16 protein-coding genes and 1 CRISPR repeat array are annotated in these 18,608 nt (G+C 58.9%); of the genes, 12 read left to right on the top strand and 4 right to left on the bottom strand.

Going from position 1 to position 18,608, the window contains the following annotated elements; translation table 11 throughout:
• Positions 1–18: 18 nt before the first annotated feature.
• Genes cas5c through cas2 form a run of 6 tightly spaced genes read left to right on the top strand, consistent with a single transcriptional unit; the run spans position 19 to position 5,396 of the window.
• Positions 19–687: a type I-C CRISPR-associated protein Cas5c gene (gene cas5c, locus J0X15_RS15730; RefSeq protein ID WP_206942737.1), complete on the top strand. Its 669-nt coding sequence runs from the start codon at positions 19–21 to the stop codon at positions 685–687.
• Complete coding sequence (gene cas8c / locus J0X15_RS15725) at positions 684–2,438, top strand: type I-C CRISPR-associated protein Cas8c/Csd1 (protein WP_206942735.1); 1,755 nt, start codon at positions 684–686, stop codon at positions 2,436–2,438. Before cas5c ends, cas8c begins: the two co-directional genes overlap by 4 nt.
• On the top strand, positions 2,435–3,388 hold the full coding sequence (gene cas7c / locus J0X15_RS15720; RefSeq protein ID WP_206942733.1) for a type I-C CRISPR-associated protein Cas7/Csd2: 954 nt from the start codon (positions 2,435–2,437) through the stop codon (positions 3,386–3,388). Before cas8c ends, cas7c begins: the two co-directional genes overlap by 4 nt.
• A 3-nt stretch (positions 3,389–3,391) precedes the next feature.
• The gene (gene cas4, locus J0X15_RS15715) at positions 3,392–4,063 is read left to right on the top strand and encodes a CRISPR-associated protein Cas4 (RefSeq protein ID WP_206942731.1); all 672 of its coding nucleotides are present in this window, start codon (positions 3,392–3,394) and stop codon (positions 4,061–4,063) included.
• Positions 4,060–5,094: a type I-C CRISPR-associated endonuclease Cas1c gene (cas1c, locus tag J0X15_RS15710; protein ID WP_206942729.1), complete on the top strand. Its 1,035-nt coding sequence runs from the start codon at positions 4,060–4,062 to the stop codon at positions 5,092–5,094. The genes cas4 and cas1c overlap by 4 nt, the downstream gene beginning before the upstream one ends.
• Positions 5,095–5,105: 11 nt before the next feature.
• Positions 5,106–5,396, top strand: a complete 291-nt coding sequence (cas2, locus tag J0X15_RS15705; protein WP_206942727.1) for a CRISPR-associated endonuclease Cas2 — start codon at positions 5,106–5,108, stop codon at positions 5,394–5,396.
• 194 nt (positions 5,397–5,590) lie between these two features.
• Positions 5,591–6,863: a CRISPR direct-repeat array (repeat unit 31 nt; unit sequence GTCGCCCCCTCACGGGGGCGTGGATCGAAAC).
• Between the two features lie 336 nt (positions 6,864–7,199).
• On the opposite strand, the gene J0X15_RS15700 is transcribed toward cas2, so the two are convergent.
• From J0X15_RS15700 to J0X15_RS15690, 3 genes are all read right to left on the bottom strand, one after another.
• Complete coding sequence (locus tag J0X15_RS15700) at positions 7,200–7,538, bottom strand: hypothetical protein (RefSeq protein WP_206942718.1); 339 nt, start codon at positions 7,536–7,538, stop codon at positions 7,200–7,202.
• 483 nt (positions 7,539–8,021) lie between these two features.
• Positions 8,022–8,228: a hypothetical protein gene (locus tag J0X15_RS15695; protein WP_206942708.1), complete on the bottom strand. Its 207-nt coding sequence runs from the start codon at positions 8,226–8,228 to the stop codon at positions 8,022–8,024.
• 471 nt (positions 8,229–8,699) lie between these two features.
• Positions 8,700–9,683, bottom strand: coding sequence for an ABC transporter substrate-binding protein (locus J0X15_RS15690; protein WP_206942706.1), 984 nt, complete (start codon positions 9,681–9,683; stop codon positions 8,700–8,702).
• Between the two features lie 98 nt (positions 9,684–9,781).
• On the opposite strand from J0X15_RS15690, the gene J0X15_RS15685 reads away from it, so the two are divergent.
• Positions 9,782–10,486: a class II aldolase/adducin family protein gene (locus J0X15_RS15685; protein WP_206942705.1), complete on the top strand. Its 705-nt coding sequence runs from the start codon at positions 9,782–9,784 to the stop codon at positions 10,484–10,486.
• 11 nt (positions 10,487–10,497) lie between these two features.
• Here J0X15_RS15685 and J0X15_RS15680 read toward each other — a convergent pair whose 3' ends face one another.
• Positions 10,498–11,751, bottom strand: coding sequence for a LysR family transcriptional regulator (locus J0X15_RS15680; protein ID WP_206942703.1), 1,254 nt, complete (start codon positions 11,749–11,751; stop codon positions 10,498–10,500).
• Positions 11,752–12,073: 322 nt separating this feature from the next.
• On the opposite strand from J0X15_RS15680, the gene J0X15_RS15675 reads away from it, so the two are divergent.
• The 5 genes from J0X15_RS15675 (at position 12,074) to J0X15_RS15655 (ending at position 18,417) form a co-directional block, all read left to right on the top strand.
• Positions 12,074–13,828: a thiamine pyrophosphate-binding protein gene (locus J0X15_RS15675; protein WP_231710450.1), complete on the top strand. Its 1,755-nt coding sequence runs from the start codon at positions 12,074–12,076 to the stop codon at positions 13,826–13,828.
• Between the two features lie 87 nt (positions 13,829–13,915).
• Positions 13,916–14,875 (top strand): tripartite tricarboxylate transporter substrate binding protein, encoded by a 960-nt coding sequence (locus J0X15_RS15670; RefSeq protein ID WP_206942699.1) that lies wholly within the window; start codon positions 13,916–13,918, stop codon positions 14,873–14,875.
• 38 nt (positions 14,876–14,913) lie between these two features.
• Positions 14,914–15,384, top strand: a complete 471-nt coding sequence (locus J0X15_RS15665) for a tripartite tricarboxylate transporter TctB family protein (RefSeq protein WP_206942697.1) — start codon at positions 14,914–14,916, stop codon at positions 15,382–15,384.
• 16 nt (positions 15,385–15,400) lie between these two features.
• A complete protein-coding gene (locus J0X15_RS15660) occupies positions 15,401–16,951 on the top strand; it encodes a tripartite tricarboxylate transporter permease (protein ID WP_206942695.1) in 1,551 nt (516 codons plus the stop codon).
• Entirely contained in the window at positions 16,948–18,417 is a 1,470-nt protein-coding gene (locus J0X15_RS15655; protein ID WP_206942692.1) for an aldehyde dehydrogenase family protein, read from the top strand. Before J0X15_RS15660 ends, J0X15_RS15655 begins: the two co-directional genes overlap by 4 nt.
• Positions 18,418–18,608 lie beyond the last annotated feature (191 nt).

The following is an 18,608-nucleotide window of genomic DNA, read 5'->3' as shown; positions in this document are numbered from 1 at the left end:
GGAAGGGAGGGGTTCGGTATGTCCTACGGAATCCGACTGAAGGTCTGGGGAGACCACGGCTGTTTCACCCGGCCGGAAATGAAGGTGGAACGGGTTTCCTATGATGTCATGACGCCCTCTGCGGCGCGGGGCATTCTGGAGGCGATCCACTGGAAGCCTGCGATCCGCTGGGTGATCGACGCCATCCATGTGCTGGAGCCTATCCGGTTTAAGTCTATCCGCCGCAACGAGGTCGGCCACAAGGCCCCGGCAGGCAAGATCAAGAGCGCCATGAAACGCGGCGATCTGGGCGGCTTGCAGCTTCTGGTGGACGAAGACCGGCAGCAGAGGGCAGCGACGGTACTCGTCAAACCGGCCTATGTGATTGAGGCTCATTTTGAGCTGACGCAGAAAGCAGGCGCTGACGACAATGAGGGCAAGCATCTCGACATTTTCAATCGTCGTGCGGAGCGAGGGCAGTGCTTTCATCAACCCTGTCTCGGGACGCGGGAGTTCACGGCGCATTTCGAGTTGTTTTCTCCGGAGACCAGCCTTCCGGAGGCGATTCCTGATAGCCGTGACCTGGGTTTCATGCTCTGGGACATTGATCATCAGGCACCCGGGCGCCCCTCGATGTTCTTCCGTGCGCAAATGACAGACGGTGTGATCCGCATTCCTCAGCCGGGTTCGGCGGAGGTGCTGCGATGAGTGTTCTGTCCTCCCTCGTCAGAGCTTACGACCGTCTGCCCGATGCGCCGCCGCCCGGCTTCTCGTCTGAGAAGATCAGCTTCTGCATTTCGTTGAATGAAGATGGGGCGGTGGCCCATGTCATCGATCTGCGCGACTCAAGCGGTAAGAAGCCGCAGCCCAGACTGATGCTGGTACCGCAGCCGGTCAAGCGTACGGCAGGCATTGCGCCAAACACCTTCTGGGACAAGACCTCCTATGTGCTCGGCGTAACAGCTGGGGAGGGCAAGCGGACAGAAGCTGAACATGCTGCTTTTGCCGAGCTGCACCAGACACTTCTCGCGAACTGCGAAGATGTAGGTCTGAAAGCTCTCCTCCGGTTTCTGAAAACCTGGGTCCCTGACCAGTTTGTCTCACCTGACTGGCCGGAGGACATGAAGGATCAAAACGTCATTTTCGCGCTCGAAAGTGACCGCCTCTCCAATCTGTATCTCCACGATCGTCCTGCGGCGAAAGCACTTTGGGCTGCGGCAGGCTCGGAAGGTCAAAGTGCGGGGCAGGTCTGCCTCGTATCGGGAAGCCGCGGTGCAGTCGCTCGACTCCATCCTTCAGTGAAGGGTGTATGGGGTGCCCAGTCGTCGGGGGCAGCTCTGGTTTCCTTCAACCTTGACGCCTTTACGTCCTATGGTCATGAGCAGGGCGATAATGCCCCTGTTTCCGAGGATGCCGCGTTCAAATACACAACCGCGCTCAATCGCTTTCTGGAAAAGGGAAGCTGTCACCGTCTGCAGATCGGAGATGCTTCCACGGTCTTCTGGGCCGATGCCTCCGACATGAAGAAAGCGGAATTGGCGGAAGAGCTCTTCGCTGGCTACTTCGATCCGGATCCAGCCAAGGAAGAGGACAATGCGATCAAGGACATCGGCATCTTTCTAAGCCGCCTTCGCAAAGGAGAGCGGCTTCAGGATCTCGATTTGGATCTAGAAGAGAGTGTCCGCTTTTTTGTTCTGGGTCTGGCGCCAAATGCAGCGCGTCTTTCCGTGCGCTTCTATTTTGAAGACAGCTTTGGTCATCTGACCCGGAATTATCAGAACTTCATTCAAGACATGCGTATTGAACCGGCGCCACGTGACGGATACCCGCCGCTTTGGCGCTATCTCAGAGAAACGGCTGTCCTAGGAAAAAGTGAAAACGTGCCGCCAAATTTGGCGGGCGAATGGATGCGGTCGATCCTGAGTGGTGGACGCTATCCGCTTTCACTTCTCGCAGCCGTTCTGACACGTATTCGCGCCGATGGAGAGCTCAATGCGCTTCGCGTCGGCATTCTTAAATCTATTCTTGTGCGAAATTTCAAAGGGGAGGCACCCGTGGCACTGGACCCGGACTTTGACAACAGAGGCTATCTTCTGGGGCGCCTGTTTGCGGCTTATGAGAGAGCACAAACGGCGGCCTTGGGCACGAAGGTCAACGCGACCATCAAGGACAAGTTCTACGGTGCTGCGTCCGCGCAACCAAGAAAGGTCTTCTCTCTGCTCGAGAGCGGATCTTCCAATCACCTGTCCAAGGTTGGGAAGCAATCGCCTGGCCTACGGATAAATCTCGAAAAGCTGATCGCTTCGATCATGGGCAACATGCGCGCTGACGGGAACCCGTTTCCGGCCTCGTTGACCGCAGAGGAGCAGGCGCTTTTTGGGCTGGGTTATTACCACCAGCGCAACGAATTTTTTAAAAAAACCATTGAGACGGCAGATGCCGGGGAGGCCAGCCAATGACCGCGATTTCCAACCGCTACGACTTTTCCCTTGTCTTCGAGGTGACCAATGGCAACCCCAATGGTGACCCTGACGCAGGCAACCTGCCGCGGCTTGATCCGGAGACCAACAAGGGTCTGGTGACTGACGTCAGTCTGAAGCGCAAGGTCCGCAACTTCGTGGAGCTGGCGAAGAGCGGTGAGGATGGCTTTCACATTTACGTGGAGGAGGGGGCGATCCTCAACGAGAAGCACCGTCAGGCTTACAAGGCTCTTCATCCGGACGACGGCAAGCTGGACAAGGCGGCAAAACTCAATCCGAAGGATGATAGGGAAGCACGCAAGCTTCGTGACTTCATGTGCATGAACTTCTTTGATGTTCGAACCTTCGGCGCGGTCATGTCGACGGGCATCAACTGTGGTCAGGTCAAAGGACCGGTGCAAATGACCTTCGCGAGTTCGGTTGAGCCGATCCTGCCGCTGGAAATCTCCATCACGCGTATGGCTGCCACCAACGAAGCGGAGAAGAAGCAGAAGGCGGAGGGTGACGACAGCAATGACCGCACCGATAACCGCACCATGGGCCGCAAACATATCGTACCGTATGGTCTTTACGTTGCGCATGGCTTTATCTCGGCGAAGTTCGCAGAGCGTACTGGCTTCTCAGAAACTGATCTTGAGTTGTTCTGGCAGGCGCTTGCGAACATGTTCGAACACGACCGGGCTGCTGCTCGTGGGGAGATGGCATCTCGCAAGTTGATTGTGTTCAAACATGCCAATGCGCTCGGGAATGCCCCCGCACACACCCTGTTTGATCTGGTGCGGATTGGTCGCAATGTGGACGGCGAGTTCCGTTCCGTTGACGACAAGCGCATCGGAAACGAACCTCCTGCCCGCAAGTTCTCGGACTACTTGATCACAATCGACCGGGAGAAGTGCCCGGATGGGGTCGAGATAATCGAGAAGTTCTAGGCCATGTCCGGGGGGGTGGATGGCTCGGAGGCTCGAGAAGTAGGGGAGCCGATTCCCCTGTCCGCCCTCCAACACGCGGTCTATTGCTTGCGGCAGGCGGCGCTGATCCATCTGGAACGAATGTGGGCGGACAACCGATTTACTGCAGAAGGGGATGTTTTGCATGCGGTTGCCGACAAGGGTGGTCGCCGGATGGCGCGGGGTGTGCGGCGTGTCATGGCTCTGCCGCTGGCATCGAAGCGGCTTAATCTCGCCGGCGTTGCTGATGTGGTTGAATTCCACCCTCACGACGGCGAAGACGTTCCGTATCCGGTGGAGTACAAGCGCGGAAAGCCGAAGCTGCATCGGGCTGACGAAGTACAGCTTTGCGCTCAGGGGCTCTGCCTGGAGGAAATGACTGGCAAGGTGGTGAGGGAGGGCGCCTTGTTCTACGGGGAGATCAAGCGCCGGGTTGCAGTTCCCTTTGATGCGGAGTTACGGCAGATGACGGAGGAGACCGTGGCAGCGTTGGCTGATGTTCTTCAATCGCGAATAACGCCGGTGCCCACGAAGCAGAAGTCCCGCTGCCGTGCCTGCTCGTTGAAAGTCTTGTGCCGTCCCGAGTTGGTGGCCCGCCCGGTAAAAGCCTGGCGGGGTCGGATGCTGGCGGAAATGTTGAAGGCCGAAGCCCCATGAAGAAGCTCCTCAATACGGTCTATATCACGACTGAAGGGGCGGCCTTGCGCAAGGACGGGGAGAATCTTGTAGCCGATGTAGACGGTGTTGAACGTGCGCGGGTGCCGTTTCACATGTTGGGATCCCTTGTGGTTTTCGGGGCTGTTTATGTGTCGCCTGCCTTAATCGGAGCTTGCGCGAGATCTGGCATCACGCTGGTGCTTCTGGAGCGCAATGGCAGATTTCTTGCCCGAGTTGAGGGGCCGGTGACGGGGAATGTTCTTTTGCGGCGGGCGCAATACAAATCTTCCGATGAACCGGAGGACATTGTTCGCTCGATCATCATTGGCAAGATTGCCAACCAGAGAGCGGTTCTGATGCGATCCTTGCGCGATTATCGCGATGAGTTTGCTCCGCCTGTTCTGGAGCGTGTTGTCCACGTGACGGATCGGCTGGCCCGTCTTGTGCGCCGGGTCGAAAAGTCTGAGGACACGCTTGACCAGCTGCGCGGGTCGGAAGGCGAGGCGGCTAATCTCTATTTCTCGGTCTTTGACCATCTGATCCGCTCACCTGACGCCGAAATTTGCTGGCAGGGTCGCAGCCGAAGACCGCCACTTGATCCTCTGAATGCGCTCTTGTCGTTTCTATACACACTGCTGACCCATGATTGCCGTTCCGCTTGCGAAAGTGTGGGACTTGATCCCGCAGTCGGTTTTTTGCACCGCGACCGTCCGGGACGTCCCAGTCTCGCGCTGGACCTGATGGAAGAGCTTCGGCCGGTGCTTGTCGACCGGCTGGCGTTGTCTTTGGTCAACAGGAGGCAACTCAGGGCAGGAGATTTCGAGGTTCGGGACGGAGGAGCTGTTGTCCTGAAGGAGGATGCACGAAAAACTGTGCTTACCGCCTGGCAGGAACGCAAAAAGGAGGAGCGGCAGCATGCCTTTTTAGGTGAGAAAGCGCCGCTCGGTCTTGTGCCCTATCTGCAGGCACAAATGCTTGCGCGTCATTTGAGAGGTGATTTGGATGCCTATCCACCGTGGTTTTGGAAATAGGAGGCGTCGTAGTGCTCGTTCTAGTAACTTATGATGTTCGAACATCGGAAGCGGACGGGCCAGCCCGTTTGCGTAGAGTGGCCAAGGCTTGCCGGGATTTCGGTCAAAGAGTGCAATATTCGGTTTTCGAAATTGAGGTGGATCCTGCCCAGTGGACCAAGTTGAAGGCGCGGCTTGAGCAAGCGATAGATCCGAAGCATGACAGCTTGCGCTACTATTATCTTGGATCGAACTGGCAGCGGAAAGTCGACCATATCGGTGCAAAGCCTGCGGCCGACCTCGGCGGAACGCTGATCATTTGAAGGGTTTTGGGTACCGCACGCGAACTCCAAGCGCGCTCAGAAATGCGGGGAGGTTCGCACCTTTCCCAGTTCATTGAAAATATTGATATAATTTTTTCGTTAGCGGAAGCGCGCTGCTAAAGGCGCGTGTGAATTTACAGGCTCGCAAAATGGGGCGGGTTTAATAAGGCTTGTCAACAAGTTGCCCTTAACTAGTCGCCCCCTCACGGGGGCGTGGATCGAAACGAAAAGGTCGCGCAGCGTGCCTATCTCTTGAGCGGGTCGCCCCCTCACGGGGGCGTGGATCGAAACTGGCGCGCAGGGCCTGGGGTGGTCGCGCAGACGCGTCGCCCCCTCACGGGGGCGTGGATCGAAACCGCCTGTCTCTGCGGTGATTGGCGACGAAATAAAAGTCGCCCCCTCACGGGGGCGTGGATCGAAACTTACATCGGCAACGGGTCATCAACGGGTCCGATCGTCGCCCCCTCACGGGGGCGTGGATCGAAACCTGAACGAAAAGGGCATCGACCTGGAGCAAACCCTGTCGCCCCCTCACGGGGGCGTGGATCGAAACTGGCCTATCTGCCGGGTTCAAGATCTCATCCGGCGTCGCCCCCTCACGGGGGCGTGGATCGAAACCCGCCAACGAAGGGAGACATGCCCCCCACGTATCGTCGCCCCCTCACGGGGGCGTGGATCGAAACGCGTCCACGACAACGCCCTGGTTGTAGGCCGGGGTCGCCCCCTTACGGGGGCGTGGATCGAAACAATCAAGTTGCTCCGCCGACCCCGAGCCTTAAGGTCGCCCCCTCACGGGGGCGTGGATCGAAACAGCAGTGCACCCGGTCGGGTTAAGGTGGGCTGTCGTCGCCCCCTCACGGGGGCGTGGATCGAAACCCGCAGCGCTTCAGGCATTTCTCCGCAGTGGCGCGTCGCCCCCTCACGGGGGCGTGGATCGAAACCCTTTACTGGTGATCTGTCGAAGCATGTCGAGGGTCGCCCCCTCACGGGGGCGTGGATCGAAACCTCGCGACCTGTATGCAGGGCATCGGCGGCGGGGTCGCCCCCTCACGGGGGCGTGGATCGAAACCGGTCATCTGGTCTGGTCCTTTTGTTGCGCCTTAGTCGCCCCCTCACGGGGGCGTGGATCGAAACCGTCATTGTGCCAATTCGGCCATGGTGTGCAAGGGGTCGCCCCCTCACGGGGGCGTGGATCGAAACGATCCCGCGCACTGGCAAGCCTGGGCCTTTGGAAGTCGCCCCCTCACGGGGGCGTGGATCGAAACCAGATCGGCCGCCCGCAGGTTCGCGGCGATGTAACAGTCGCCCCCTCACGGGGGCGTGGATCGAAACTGCAGGGTCGCACCATCGGTTACCACGAAGTCAAGTCGCCCCCTCACGGGGGCGTGGATCGAAACATGGGCTCGGGCAGCACGGGCGTGGCCTGCGTGCGCGATAGTCGCCCCTCACGGGGGCGTGGATGGAAACCATCCAAAGGCCAGCGACCCCTCTCCACGGAGGCGTGGCTTGAATGCCGCGTTTTGTCGCCGGCTATTTCCCTCCCATTGGAAAAGTAATATGGCCCCCGGCTCAGATGCTGAGGCAATTCCCGCTTTTGTAAGCTAGCTAAAAATTATCAACCTCTTCGCCCCCGTAGATCTCTCCGTCACGTGAATTCCCTTGTGCCTCAGAAGCGGTGACGCCCGGTCCACCACGTTTCCCAGCGCATTCGGTTTTGCTGGCCAGAAGCGGGAGCGGCGGAGCTCTTCGGAGACGATGCGGTTCAGGTGTCCGAGCAGTTCGGTTGCGGTGCCTTCCCAACCGTTAGTCGCCGTGGCGATCCTGAACGAATTTCAGGATCGCCACGGCGACGGGATCGGATTCAAAAACAGCTTCAATTGTTGCTTGGCGGTTGGCAGTATATTCAGACATGAATTCACCTGCTTCCCAGCTAAGCCCAGGTTCTGCCGCTGCAAGCAAATGTGCGAAGTCCGACATCCTCGGTTTCTCTTTAAGTTTAGTCGTTTCCCAATGTCGTATCGCTGCCGAAACGGCATCGAGAAGTGCTCCAAGAATTCCTTGCTTTGATGTTTCCCAAGAGCGCCACAATTCGTCCTCTGATTGTCGTGTGGATTCGTCAATTTTCAGGAGGCGAACGGTCAAGGAGCGTTCGGCTAGATGATCACACTACGGTCTTTCAAGGGTGATCAATCGGTTTTTGCTGCACCATTTGAACCGCCCGGGGATGTGATTGCGATATGATCGGGCAAGAGAACCTGTGCGGCATCGGCGGCCTTTTCGCCTTCCGTTATGACAATTGGCGCATTGGGATTCTGCGCCATCTTGTTCAGGCCTTAGACCGGTCGGTTCTCTGGCCAGGCTTGCCAACGCCAGAGGAGCGCTCCGGGCTCCTCGAAGAGGCATCGTGGCCGAAAGCTTTTACTGCCGTCTCCAGCTTCGAAACGGAGGACGAATCCGAGGAGACGCCCTTGTGGGTCCAAATAGCGCCAAACATTGGACGGCGCACCAAGCTTCGTATGAGTGGACGGGGCTTGTGGTGCAGAAGTGGGAACCGGCACAAGGCAGCGTCGGCTCGTTTCTTTGCTATTAAAACCAGGCATTTTCAGGATCGGGGCAAATGGATCGCTAGACATATGGATCGATCCTCAGCATGTTGGCGATCCGAAGTGCGGCCTCTTTCTGGGATAAGTCGAAGAGATAGGCTGCAAGGGCGACGAGATCGCCGCCCTTGTCCTCGGTTGCAAAGTCTCTCCAGCGACCGGTCGCGATGGTGACCTTGAAGCTTCCGGGGGTGTGATCGGTTCGTCGAGGGTTTCGGACGACCCACTCCATGCCTTGTTTGTTTCCATGTGGAAGCCAAACGAAAGGCTCAAAGGCTTCATAGAGGGTTTTACCGTTTAGGGAAATCAGCTCACACCTTACGAACGGTAAACTTTGACAGGGCTTGCGATTTTGACGGCCTGACCACTTCTGACAAACGATCAGAGTTCGAACCCTGCAAGACTGGCCCTATATCCATTTGCTGGGTTGCTTACCCGGCCATTCGGGTAAGCAGATGTAAGTAAGAAGTAGAGAAAAAGCTAATAGTTTGCCGCAAAGGCAAATTTCTAAATTATCGGAGTTCATCGTTATTCGGCGAAAGCAGTATTATTGAGAAAAATTCATTCCTAAACTCAAGGTCGCGGGTTCGAATCGCGCCGGAATCACCAGTTTTGCGTGATGTGCGTCGGATGGTTCGTTTTAAAGCTGAATGATGTGTGCCGCGGCAAAGTCTGCCACGGCGGTTTTAGGGGCTTGGTCGACTCAGACCGAGAAGGCCTCGTGGGTGGCGGGGTGGAAGAGTTCTTCGGGTGCCATCAGGCGCGAGGACAGGCCCTGGGCATGATGGTGCTTCAGGAAAGCGTCCAGGGTCGGGCGGGCGGGCTCGATACCGTAGGACCAATAATCATCTCCCATCAGCTCCTTGGCGCGCACCAGTTGCTCCTCGACAAAGGGCAGCGTCACCTTTGTGGCCGAGGTGTCGGCGAGTAGATCGAGCGCCAGAGCCTTTGCCTGCTGGAACCCCTTGAACAGCGCGCCGGGCAGCCACGGATGTGCATCCGCCAGGGACTTTCGAACGCCGACCACATGCATGATCGGGAAGATACCGGTTCTCTTGTAATACTCTGTTGCTGCCGCCGTCGGATCCTCGAACAACCAACCGACATTGGGATCTGTCAGATTGCAGGACGGCATACGCGGCGTCAGGATGCCGTCGATGTCGCCCTCACTCAGAAGCTGTGAAATCGACTTGTCGGCAGGGGCCTGCTCGATCTTGATTTCGGGCGGCAGGTTCAACGCGATCTTTTCAGGCCGTCCGGGCTGCTCCAGTCCGCCACGGACCCAGGTGACATCGCTTGGCATGACGCCGAAGTCGGCCAGGATGGCCCGGCCCCAGACATTTGCCGTAAGCTGATATTCGGGCAGGCCGATGCGCTTGCCCTTGAGGTCTTCTGGCCGTTTGATCCTGTCCTTGCGAACGTAAAGTGAGGTATGACGGAAGGCCCGGGACGGATAGGCGGGAATCGCGATGTAGGGGCAGTCGTCACGTGACGTCTTGACGGTGTAGCTCGAAAAGGACAGCTCGCAAATATCGAATTCGGCGTGGCGAAACGCCCGAAAGAAGGTTTCTTCCGGCGACAGGACGCTGGGAACCAGATCGACACCGTCAACCTGGACCCGTCCGTCAATCAGCGGGCGCGCGCGGTCATAGTCGCCGATGGCCAGTGACAGGGTGAGTTTTGTCATGCGTTTTCCTCCGAGTGCATGTTTGTGTCGTTTGGGGGGCTTGCCCGGTTTGCTGCCATCCGCTTCGATCCCGCCTCGGAATTGAGGAGGGTCGGGACATGACGACGATACGGGCTGAGATGATTGCAGAGCTGGTAACGGCCAATCGGGTGCTGGCGAACGAAGGCGTGCTGGACGCATTCGGCCATGTCAGCCTGCGTGATCCGGACGATCCGAATGCCTTCTTCCTCTCCCGCTCCCGCAGTCCGGGGCAGGTAAGCGCTGAAGACATCATGCGTTTTGATTTGAATGGCGAGGTGTTGGACGGGAACCAGAAGCCCTATCTGGAACGGGTCATTCATGCAGCGGTTTTTGCCGCGCGGCCTGATGTTACATCCGTCGTGCATCACCATGCCGAGACTGTTCTTCCCTTTGCCACGGCCTTTGTGCCGCTGCGTCCCGTCTTTCACCTGGGGGCTCTTGGCGGGCTTCGGCCTCCGGTCTGGGACAGCGCGGATGAGTTCGGAGACACCAGCCTTCTGGTCTCGGACATGGAGATGGCCCGGTCGCTGGCGAGGTGTCTCGGGGACAAGCCGACCTGTCTGTTGGCACGGCATGGAGCACTTTGCGTCGGCTCTTCCTTGCGGCAGGCGACGTTTGTCTCGGTGTGCATGCGCGACAATGCCAAGGTGTTGGCGCAGGCCCTGCAAATCGGAACGCCGAGCTACCTTAGCGAGGGGGAGGTGGCAGCTGCAGCAGCCAAGCACGACGGTGGTGCGCCTGTCGATCGCGCCTGGGAGTATTGGGTCAGCAGGCTGGATTAGAGAGCGCGGCATCATGCGGAAAAGCCAGTCGGCTCCTGCGGCAAGCGCCCAGGGGCGTCTGGCGCCGCATAGCGCAGGCTGGCCTCACGCAGGGCGGTCAGAAATACTTGCGCAAGCGGCGTTGGCTCAAAGTCGCCACGGGTGGTGATGCCGACCGGCCGCATGGCGTCCTTCAGGCGAACCGGCAAGATGGCGAGGGCGCCCCAACTCACTTCGAAATGCACCTGGTGCCTTGAAAGGATCGCCAGGCGGGGGCCGCTGAGCAGCAGCGAGCGCACGGCGACAATGCTGTCGGCCTCAATGATGCGGGTCGGTGCCGGCAAGCCGACGCTGGCCAGCGTCTGTTCGAATTTGTTGCGCAAGGGTACGCCCTTGAATGGCAGGATCCAGTCGTAGTTGAGACAGTCGGCAAGCGTGCAGTCCGGGTTGGTCGCCAGCGGGTGGGTGGCACTGGCGACAATGGCCACATCATCCTGAAACAGCTCTTCTGACACCAGACCATCAATCAGCGCAGGTTTTCGGATCGTGCCGGCGAGAATGTCGATATCGCCATTGTTCAGCGCATGCAGAAGCACCTCGTAGGTGCCGTCGACAATCGCGATCTCGGCTTCAGGGTAATGGGTGACCAGGGTTTCAACGGCGCGGGGAACCATGCGCACGCGGGTGAGTGGCAGGGCGCCAACGCGGATGCGGCCGCGCCCCTGTCCCTTGAGGAAAGCGATTTCCTCCACAGCCTGGCGAATTTCCGAGAGAGCAAGTTTTGACCGGCGGAGCAGGATCTCGCCTGCCGGGGTCAGGCGCATGCCATGGCTGGTGCGATGAAACAGCAGGCACGCGGTCCGGTTTTCCAGCATCTTCAAGGATTTGTTGAGGGCCGGCTGTGAGGGGCCGACAGCGCGTGCGGCCGCGCTGATGGAGCCACGTGCAGCAATCGCCAGCAGAGCCGCAAACTCATGATCGGCTGCGTGTTGGGCAAGACTTGGGCGAAAGCCCGGAGGCGCAGCGCCAAGGCTCTGCAGCTCGCTTTCGGCAAGCTTCAGGTTGCGCTGGGCGCGTCGAATACGGCGTGTCAGAATGTCCCCGGCCTCAGTCAGGCCCGAATAGCGTGACTTGCGATAAAACAGACGAATTTCCAGCTCGTCCTCAAGCGATTGAACGGCGCGTGTAATCGCAGGCTGGGACATGTTCATGAGATTGGCAGCGCCGGCGAAGCTGTGGGCATCCGCCACTGCCAGGGTTGCTTTCAACTTCCGCAGTTTCAGCAAGCGCTCCTCCCAAAGTGCTTCAGCCGATGCCAATGGCTTTCGGCGTATGTCGTCTTCATCTCATCGTGATCTAGCACTGCCGTTCAGCGCAAAACAGATGCCTATAACCGGTTAGCATCAATCGAGAGTGATTGGCATTTCAAATCTCCGACGGACTGAGGGATCTTTTGGCTCAACAACAGTCGGGATGCTGTGCTTGCTGCACCGCAAAATCCTGCGATGGAGGAAAGGTGTTCTTAGCATGGATGACGTGCGGCGGGCGGTAAGTGCAGACCAGACGACAGAACGTGTCGAGCGGCCTGTTCATCAAGGTATAACCCCGATGCAATGGGGCAGTGACGTGGTGGCTTCTTTGCTACGCGATCTCGACCTGCAATATGTCGCCTTGGTGCCGGGGTCGAGCTTTCGTGGATTGCATGATTCCATCGTCAATCATCTCGGTAATGAAAACCCTCAGATGGTGGTTTGCCTGCATGAGGAACATGCTGTGACCATTGCCGACGGCTATGCTCGGGTGACGGACAAGCCGATGGCGGTGGCCTTGCATGCCAATGTCGGCGTCATGCACGCGGCAATGAGCATCTACAATGCCTGGTGCGACCGGGTGCCGATGGTCATTCTGGGGGCGACGGGACCGGTTGATGCGCATAAGCGCCGGCCATGGATCGACTGGGTGCACACCTCGCAGGATCAGGCGGCGGTCATTCGAAACTATATCAAATGGGACAGTCAGCCGGCGTCGACGGAAGCGGCTGTAGAGGCGCTTTTGCGGGCGCATCAGATCACGACAACGGCGCCCTTCGGCCCGTCCTATATCTGTCTCGACGTGTCCGATCAGGAAGAGAAGCTCGAGCGCGAGTTCGTGTTGCCGGATGCGACCCGGTTCCTCGCACCCGAGCTGCCGGCTCCCTCCGCGCGAGCGACCACGGACCTTGTGGAACGCATCAGGGCGGCGCGCCGTCCGGTGTTTCTGATGGGGCGGATGCTGCGGGGCGAGGCCGAATGGCAACGGCGGATCGAGCTTGCGGAAGCAACAGGTGCCGCTGTTTTGACGAGCATACATAATCCGTCCGTCTTTCCGACCGGTCATCGACAACACCTGCTGCCGCCATGTGGTGAGCAGCGGACGAATGCGGAGCGCAAGCTGATCGCAGAGGCGGATCTGATTGTCAGCTTCGACTGGATGGATCTTGCGGGATATCTGCGCAGCTGTACGGATCAGGCGCAAAGCCAGCGCCCGGTGGACTGCTGCCTGGTCCAGGCCTCGCTGGATGCAACGCTCGCCAATGGCTGGAGCATGGATCATCAGGCATTGGCGGCGGTCGATGTAAATCTGCAGGTTCACCCGGATGCTCTGATCGAGGCGCTGCTGCATGGGCAGGAGGGCCTGGCCTCTCCTTCTGATGCAACGTGGAATTTCACCGGCACGCATTGGAGCGAGAAACTCCCCGATGCTGCTCCGAGCGAGGTTCCGGACCGTATCTCCCTGGGGGATTTCGCCCTCGCAATTCGCGATCATGCGACGCGGGAAGAGGATGTCACCTTTGCGCGGTTGCCATTGAGTTGGCCGGCTGCCGCCAGTCATTTCAACCATCCTCTGGCTTATCTGGGCAAGGATGGGGGGGCTGCTGTCGGCGTTGGTCCCGGACATGCGGTGGGCGCTGCTCTGGCCCTGAAGGACAGTGGTCGGCTGGTAACAGCCGTGCTTGGCGATGGCGACACGCTGATGGGCATCAACGCTTTGTGGACGGCCGCACACATGCGCCTGCCGATGCTCATCGTGGTGGCCAACAACACATCCTATTTCAATGATGAGCGCCATCAGGAGCGGGTCGCCGAGACCCGCGGGCGTCCGACCGAAAACAAGTGGATCGGCCAGCGCATTACCGACCCGGTTGTCGATATCTGCGCCATGGCCGCAGCCCAAGGCTTCGACACGATCGGGCCGGTCACCACCCGCGCAGAGCTCGATGCTGCGCTTCGTGCGGCAAGTACAACCGTGCGTGCCGGTGGGCGGGTCGTTATCGATGCCGCGATTGAGGAAGGCTACGCAAATCTGTTTGGTCAGGACGGGTAACTGCCGGAGGAGGGCGGACCAATCCTGACATCAACGCAGCCACAAGAAGCTGCGGGAAGAATGATCATGTCAAAGGAGGAGACGACTATGAAGAAGATGCTGAAAACCAGATTGGCCCTGGCGGCCCTTGCCACTGCGGCGGTCCTGCCGGCCGGTGCGGCCTTTGCCGAATACCCCGAAAAGCCGGTGACCATGTACATCGGGTTCAATCCAGGTGGTGCCGTTGATACAACGGCGCGACTGATCCAGAAGAACCTGGAAGAAGCCCTTGGTGTCCCGGTGATTGCTGTTCAAAAGCCGGGTGGCGGCGGAACCGTCATGGCAACCACCATGATGCACGCCAAGCCGGATGGCTACACGATCGGCATGGGCGCCAGTGCAGCCTATGTTTTGGCTCCGCTTCTGAATTCAGACATTCAGTACACGCTCGACGGCTTCGATCACATCGCCACCGTTTCCTATCCGCAGGATGCCTTGGTCGTGAAGGCCGATGCGCCTTGGGACACCTATGCCGACCTGATCAAGGACGCCAAGGAAAACGGCAAGTCGCTCTCCCTGTCTTCTCAGGTGTCCGTCTCCCGCCTGATGGCGATTGCCATTGAGGAGAAGGAAGACATCAAGATCAACGTTGTTCCAGTCAAAGGCGGGTCTGAAGGCATCAAGAATGTACTCGGTGGTCACACCGACATGACCTGGGGCGCCTCCGGATGGCACGCACAGGTGAAGGCGGGCGAGATGAAGCCGATCCTGTCCCTGGGCTACAAGCGCAACGAAGACTTCACCGACGTGCCGACCATGCACGAGCTCGGCATCGACTATGCCTTCGTCGACACCTTCATGCTGTCCGCGCCAAAAGGGCTTCCGGCTGATGTGAAGGCCAAGCTCGAGGCTGCAGTCATGGCAGCCATCACGCCTGAGTTGGCTAAGGAGCTGCGCGAGAAAATGTATCTCACGGCCGATTATCGCGGCTCGGTCGATACGTTGGAATACCTCGAGATGCAGCGTGAGGAAGTGCTGCCTTTCGTCGAAAAGATGCTGGCCGAATAAAACCGGCCTGACACCATGCAGTGCGGAGGGAGGGAATCTTGCGCAAGAGCGATATCATCAGCGGAATTCTGCTGACCTTGTTCGGGCTGGTCAGTCTCTGGGTGATCATCCCGGATCAGATCAGCGGTCATTCCGATTACGGCCTGGCCCCGGACTTCTTCCCTCGCGCACTCATGTGGATGTTCACGGTGCTGTCGGCGTGTCTCGCCGGCAGCCGGTTGAAGCAGGTTCTCCAGAATGCCGGAGCGACCTATTTTGACGAACGGCCGCCGATGGTGTGGGCCGACTGGATGTTCATTGCCGGTGCTGCCGCAGCACTCTGCATTGCCTATAACCTGATGGACCGGTTTGGTTTTCTGTGGGGCGGTGGCTTTGTCATCCTCTGCGCCGGCGCTGCGATGGGCAATCTGAAGGGGCATCCGATCCGTCAGGTGGCGATGACCTTGGTCGCACCTTTCGTGATCTATTACCTATTCCGCCATCTCTTTCTTGTTTTTCTGCCGCTTTGAGCGCTGAGGACCCATCATGGATACCGTTCTCGCTGGCGTTTCAGACGCTTTCACTCTCATCAACATCACCTACATCGCCATGGGCGTGTTCATGGGCATCATGGTCGGGGCGATCCCCGGGCTGAATGGCCCGATGGCGATCGCGGTCGCCGTGCCTCTCACCTATTACATGAGCCCGCTTGGCTCGATTGCCTTCCTCATCGGCATCAACAAGGGCGGGACATACGGCGGATCTGTTGCTGCGATCCTGTTGAACACACCAGGCTCGCCTGAATCCACCTCCACCGCTTTCGACGGCTACCCTCTGGTCAAAAAAGGCAAGGGTCTCAAAGCGCTGAAGATGGCGCTCTATGCCTCGATCACCGGCGACATCTTTTCCGATATCGTGCTGTTCACCGTGGCTGCTCCGCTTGCCATTGTAGCGCTGCGGATGGGGCCGCCGGAAATGGCCGCGGTCTTCGCGTTCTCCCTGACAATCATTGCCGGCTTGAGCGGCAAGTCGATCCTGCGCGGGCTTCTGGCTGCGATCTTGGGGGCGTACATCTCGTGTGTCGGCCTGGATATCGAAACCGCCCAGCCGCGCCTGACGATGGGCCTGAGCGACCTGATCGAAGGGGTGCCGATCATCCCGATGACCATCGGTTTGCTGGCGCTGTCTGAAATCCTCATCCAGATTGAGACGACGCTCCTGGGACGTCAAACCGACAGCGGTCAGTACCGGGTGTTCGGCAAGGATATCCCGAAGGAAGACAGGACAGTTTCCTGGGTGGAATACAAAAGCTGCTTGAGAACAATCGTCCGCTCGGCGCTGATCGGCACGGGTGTCGGTGCGATCCCCGGGATCGGGGCCATCGTCGCGGGGTTTCTCGGCTATGGAGCTGCCAAACGGGCCTCGAAAAACCCGGAAGAATTCGGCACAGGCAAGCTGGAAGGTGTTGCGGCAACAGAAGCCGCGAACTCGGCTGTGGTCGGCGCCAACCTGATCCCGCTCTTGGCGCTGGGCATTCCAGGCAGCTTATCGGCGGCAATCCTGATCGGTGCATTTTTGATGCATGGGGTCGATCCGGGGCCGTTGATCTTCCAGGAGCACGGTCAGCTGATCTACGGCATCTTCGCTGCCATGTTCATGGCCAACTGGATCAACTTCGGCATCGCCAATCTCGGGCTGCGGTTGTTCGCCATGGTGGTTAGCGTTCCGAAGGGCATCATCCATCCGATCGTTGTGGTGCTGTGTATTGCCGGGGCCTTTGCCAATGGCAACGCGATGTTCTCGGTCGCTGTGATGATGGTCTTCGCAGTGCTTGGCTACTTCATGCGCAAACTGGACTTCTCGTTTGCCACCTTCATCATCGGTTTTGCCTTGGGCGGCACGTTTGAACAGTCCGTCCGGCAATCGGTGATCCTGTTCAAGGACTCTCCCTGGACGCTCCTGACGCACCCGATCGTTATGCTGTTTGTTGCCCTGACCATCTTCGCGGTCTGGCGCATCCTCAACGGGCAGATGTCGGTCAAAAAAGTCGTGGCCGTTGCGCCGGATAGTCCTTCTGTTTCGGAGACCAAGTCATGACCGTTTCCCCACCTTTGCCTGTGACGCTGCCGGAAAAACGCGGGCTGTTTTACGGCGGTGACTGGCACGCGGCAAAGTCGGGGAGCGTCCAGGAGTGCGTCAGCCCTGCCACGGGCGAGAGTTTCGGCTCGGTTGCTTTCGGACAACCGGAAGATATGGTCGCGGCGATCGAAGCGGCTCATGTGGCCTTCCCGGCCTGGCGCGACACAGCGCCTCTGCAACGCGCCGGATATCTGAAAAAGATCGCCACTGTAATGCGGGCACACAAGCAGGAGCTGGCGCTGGTTGATGCAGCCGACAGCGGCAATCCGGTCGCTGCCATGTTGAAGGACATCGACATTGCGACAGGTCAGCTCGACTTCTTTGCCGGACTGGTGACGGAAATGAAGGGCGACAGCATTCCCATGGGTCCGGATGCTGTGAATTTCACCGTTCGCGAGCCCCTGGGTGTGGTGGGACGTATCGTGGCGTTCAATCACCCGCTGATGTTCTGTGCCGGCAAGATGGCGGCACCAATTGCAGCAGGCAACACCGTGGTGATCAAACCGGCGGAGCAGGCGCCCTTGTCGGTTTTGCGGTTTTTGGAATTGGTCGGCGATATTCTGCCGCCGGGGGTCTTGAATGTGGTCCACGGTGGGCCTGAGGCAGGCGCGGTTCTTGCCGGCCATCCGCTGGTGGCCAAGGTCGGCCTGATTGGCTCCGTGCCGACAGGCCGGGCCGTGATGCGGGCCGCCTCTGACACGGTGAAGGATGTGATGCTGGAGCTGGGTGGCAAGAACGCCTTGATTGCCTGTGCCGATGCGGACATCGAAAAAACCGCGCGCGGTATCATTGCAGGCATGAACTTCGCCTGGTGCGGCCAGTCGTGCGGTTCGACCAGTCGGGCCTTTTTGCATAGCGACATTCACGACGCGGTTCTGGCGCGGGTGCTGGAACTGGTCGCCGATTTCAAGCCGGGCAATCCGACTGCCATGTCCACGACCATGGGGGCCCTGATCAACGCCCGACAGAAGGCAAGAGTGCTGGCCTATATCGACACGGCAAAGGCCGAGGGCGCACGTCTCGTCTGTGGCGGCAAGGCGCCGGAAGGGGAGGGCATGTCGAATGGCAATTTTGTTGAACCGACGATCTTTGCCGATGTCACGCCGACCATGACCATTGCCCGCGAGGAAATCTTCGGGCCGCTTCTGGCTGTCTTGCGCTGGGACGAAGAAGCCGACGTCATGCGGCAGGCCAATGCGGTGGATTATGGGCTGACATGCTCCATATGGACACGCGATCTCAGCCGCGCCCACCGGATGGCACGGCAGGCGGAGGCGGGCTTTGTCTGGGTCAACAAGTCCGCAGCGCACTTCCTCGGCGCACCGTTTGGCGGCATCAAGCAGTCCGGCATCGGACGCGAGGAATGCATCGGAGAAATGATCGCCTTCACCCGCGAGAAAAACATCCATATCGCACTGGACTAATGCACTTTCCGGGCTGCCTTGATCCTCGGCAGGGCGACTTGTCGAGGGTTATCTGAGAACGGCACCTGCCAATAGAAGACTATGGTGAGCCTAGGGCTGACATGGAAGTTGGTGGATCTTGTTGGCAAGAGTGTTAGTTTAATTTTTAGGCTCGCTTTTTGTGAGGCATGCGCCATATTTTTTGATTGTTT

The sequence above is a fragment of the Roseibium limicola genome, assembly GCF_017313085.1.
GTDB lineage: Bacteria > Pseudomonadota > Alphaproteobacteria > Rhizobiales > Stappiaceae > Roseibium > Roseibium limicola.
Note: the sequence above shows the minus strand (reverse complement) of the source record. Positions and strands in the feature narration are given on the sequence as shown.

What these genes read in the sequence shown, in the direction of transcription:
- J0X15_RS15660 (WP_206942695.1), top strand. Translation starts at nt 15,401, where the DNA reads ATGGATACCGTTCTCGCTGGCGTTTCAGACGCTTTCACTCTCATCAAC.
- cas8c (WP_206942735.1), top strand. Translation starts at nt 684, where the DNA reads ATGAGTGTTCTGTCCTCCCTCGTCAGAGCTTACGACCGTCTGCCCGAT.
- cas7c (WP_206942733.1), top strand. Translation starts at nt 2,435, where the DNA reads ATGACCGCGATTTCCAACCGCTACGACTTTTCCCTTGTCTTCGAGGTG.
- J0X15_RS15655 (WP_206942692.1), top strand. Translation starts at nt 16,948, where the DNA reads ATGACCGTTTCCCCACCTTTGCCTGTGACGCTGCCGGAAAAACGCGGG.
- cas5c (WP_206942737.1), top strand. Translation starts at nt 19, where the DNA reads ATGTCCTACGGAATCCGACTGAAGGTCTGGGGAGACCACGGCTGTTTC.
- J0X15_RS15690 (WP_206942706.1), bottom strand. Translation starts at nt 9,683, where the DNA reads ATGACAAAACTCACCCTGTCACTGGCCATCGGCGACTATGACCGCGCG.
- J0X15_RS15675 (WP_231710450.1), top strand. Translation starts at nt 12,074, where the DNA reads ATGCAATGGGGCAGTGACGTGGTGGCTTCTTTGCTACGCGATCTCGAC.
- cas1c (WP_206942729.1), top strand. Translation starts at nt 4,060, where the DNA reads ATGAAGAAGCTCCTCAATACGGTCTATATCACGACTGAAGGGGCGGCC.
- J0X15_RS15695 (WP_206942708.1), bottom strand. Translation starts at nt 8,228, where the DNA reads ATGGAGTGGGTCGTCCGAAACCCTCGACGAACCGATCACACCCCCGGA.
- J0X15_RS15670 (WP_206942699.1), top strand. Translation starts at nt 13,916, where the DNA reads ATGAAGAAGATGCTGAAAACCAGATTGGCCCTGGCGGCCCTTGCCACT.
- J0X15_RS15685 (WP_206942705.1), top strand. Translation starts at nt 9,782, where the DNA reads ATGACGACGATACGGGCTGAGATGATTGCAGAGCTGGTAACGGCCAAT.
- cas4 (WP_206942731.1), top strand. Translation starts at nt 3,392, where the DNA reads ATGTCCGGGGGGGTGGATGGCTCGGAGGCTCGAGAAGTAGGGGAGCCG.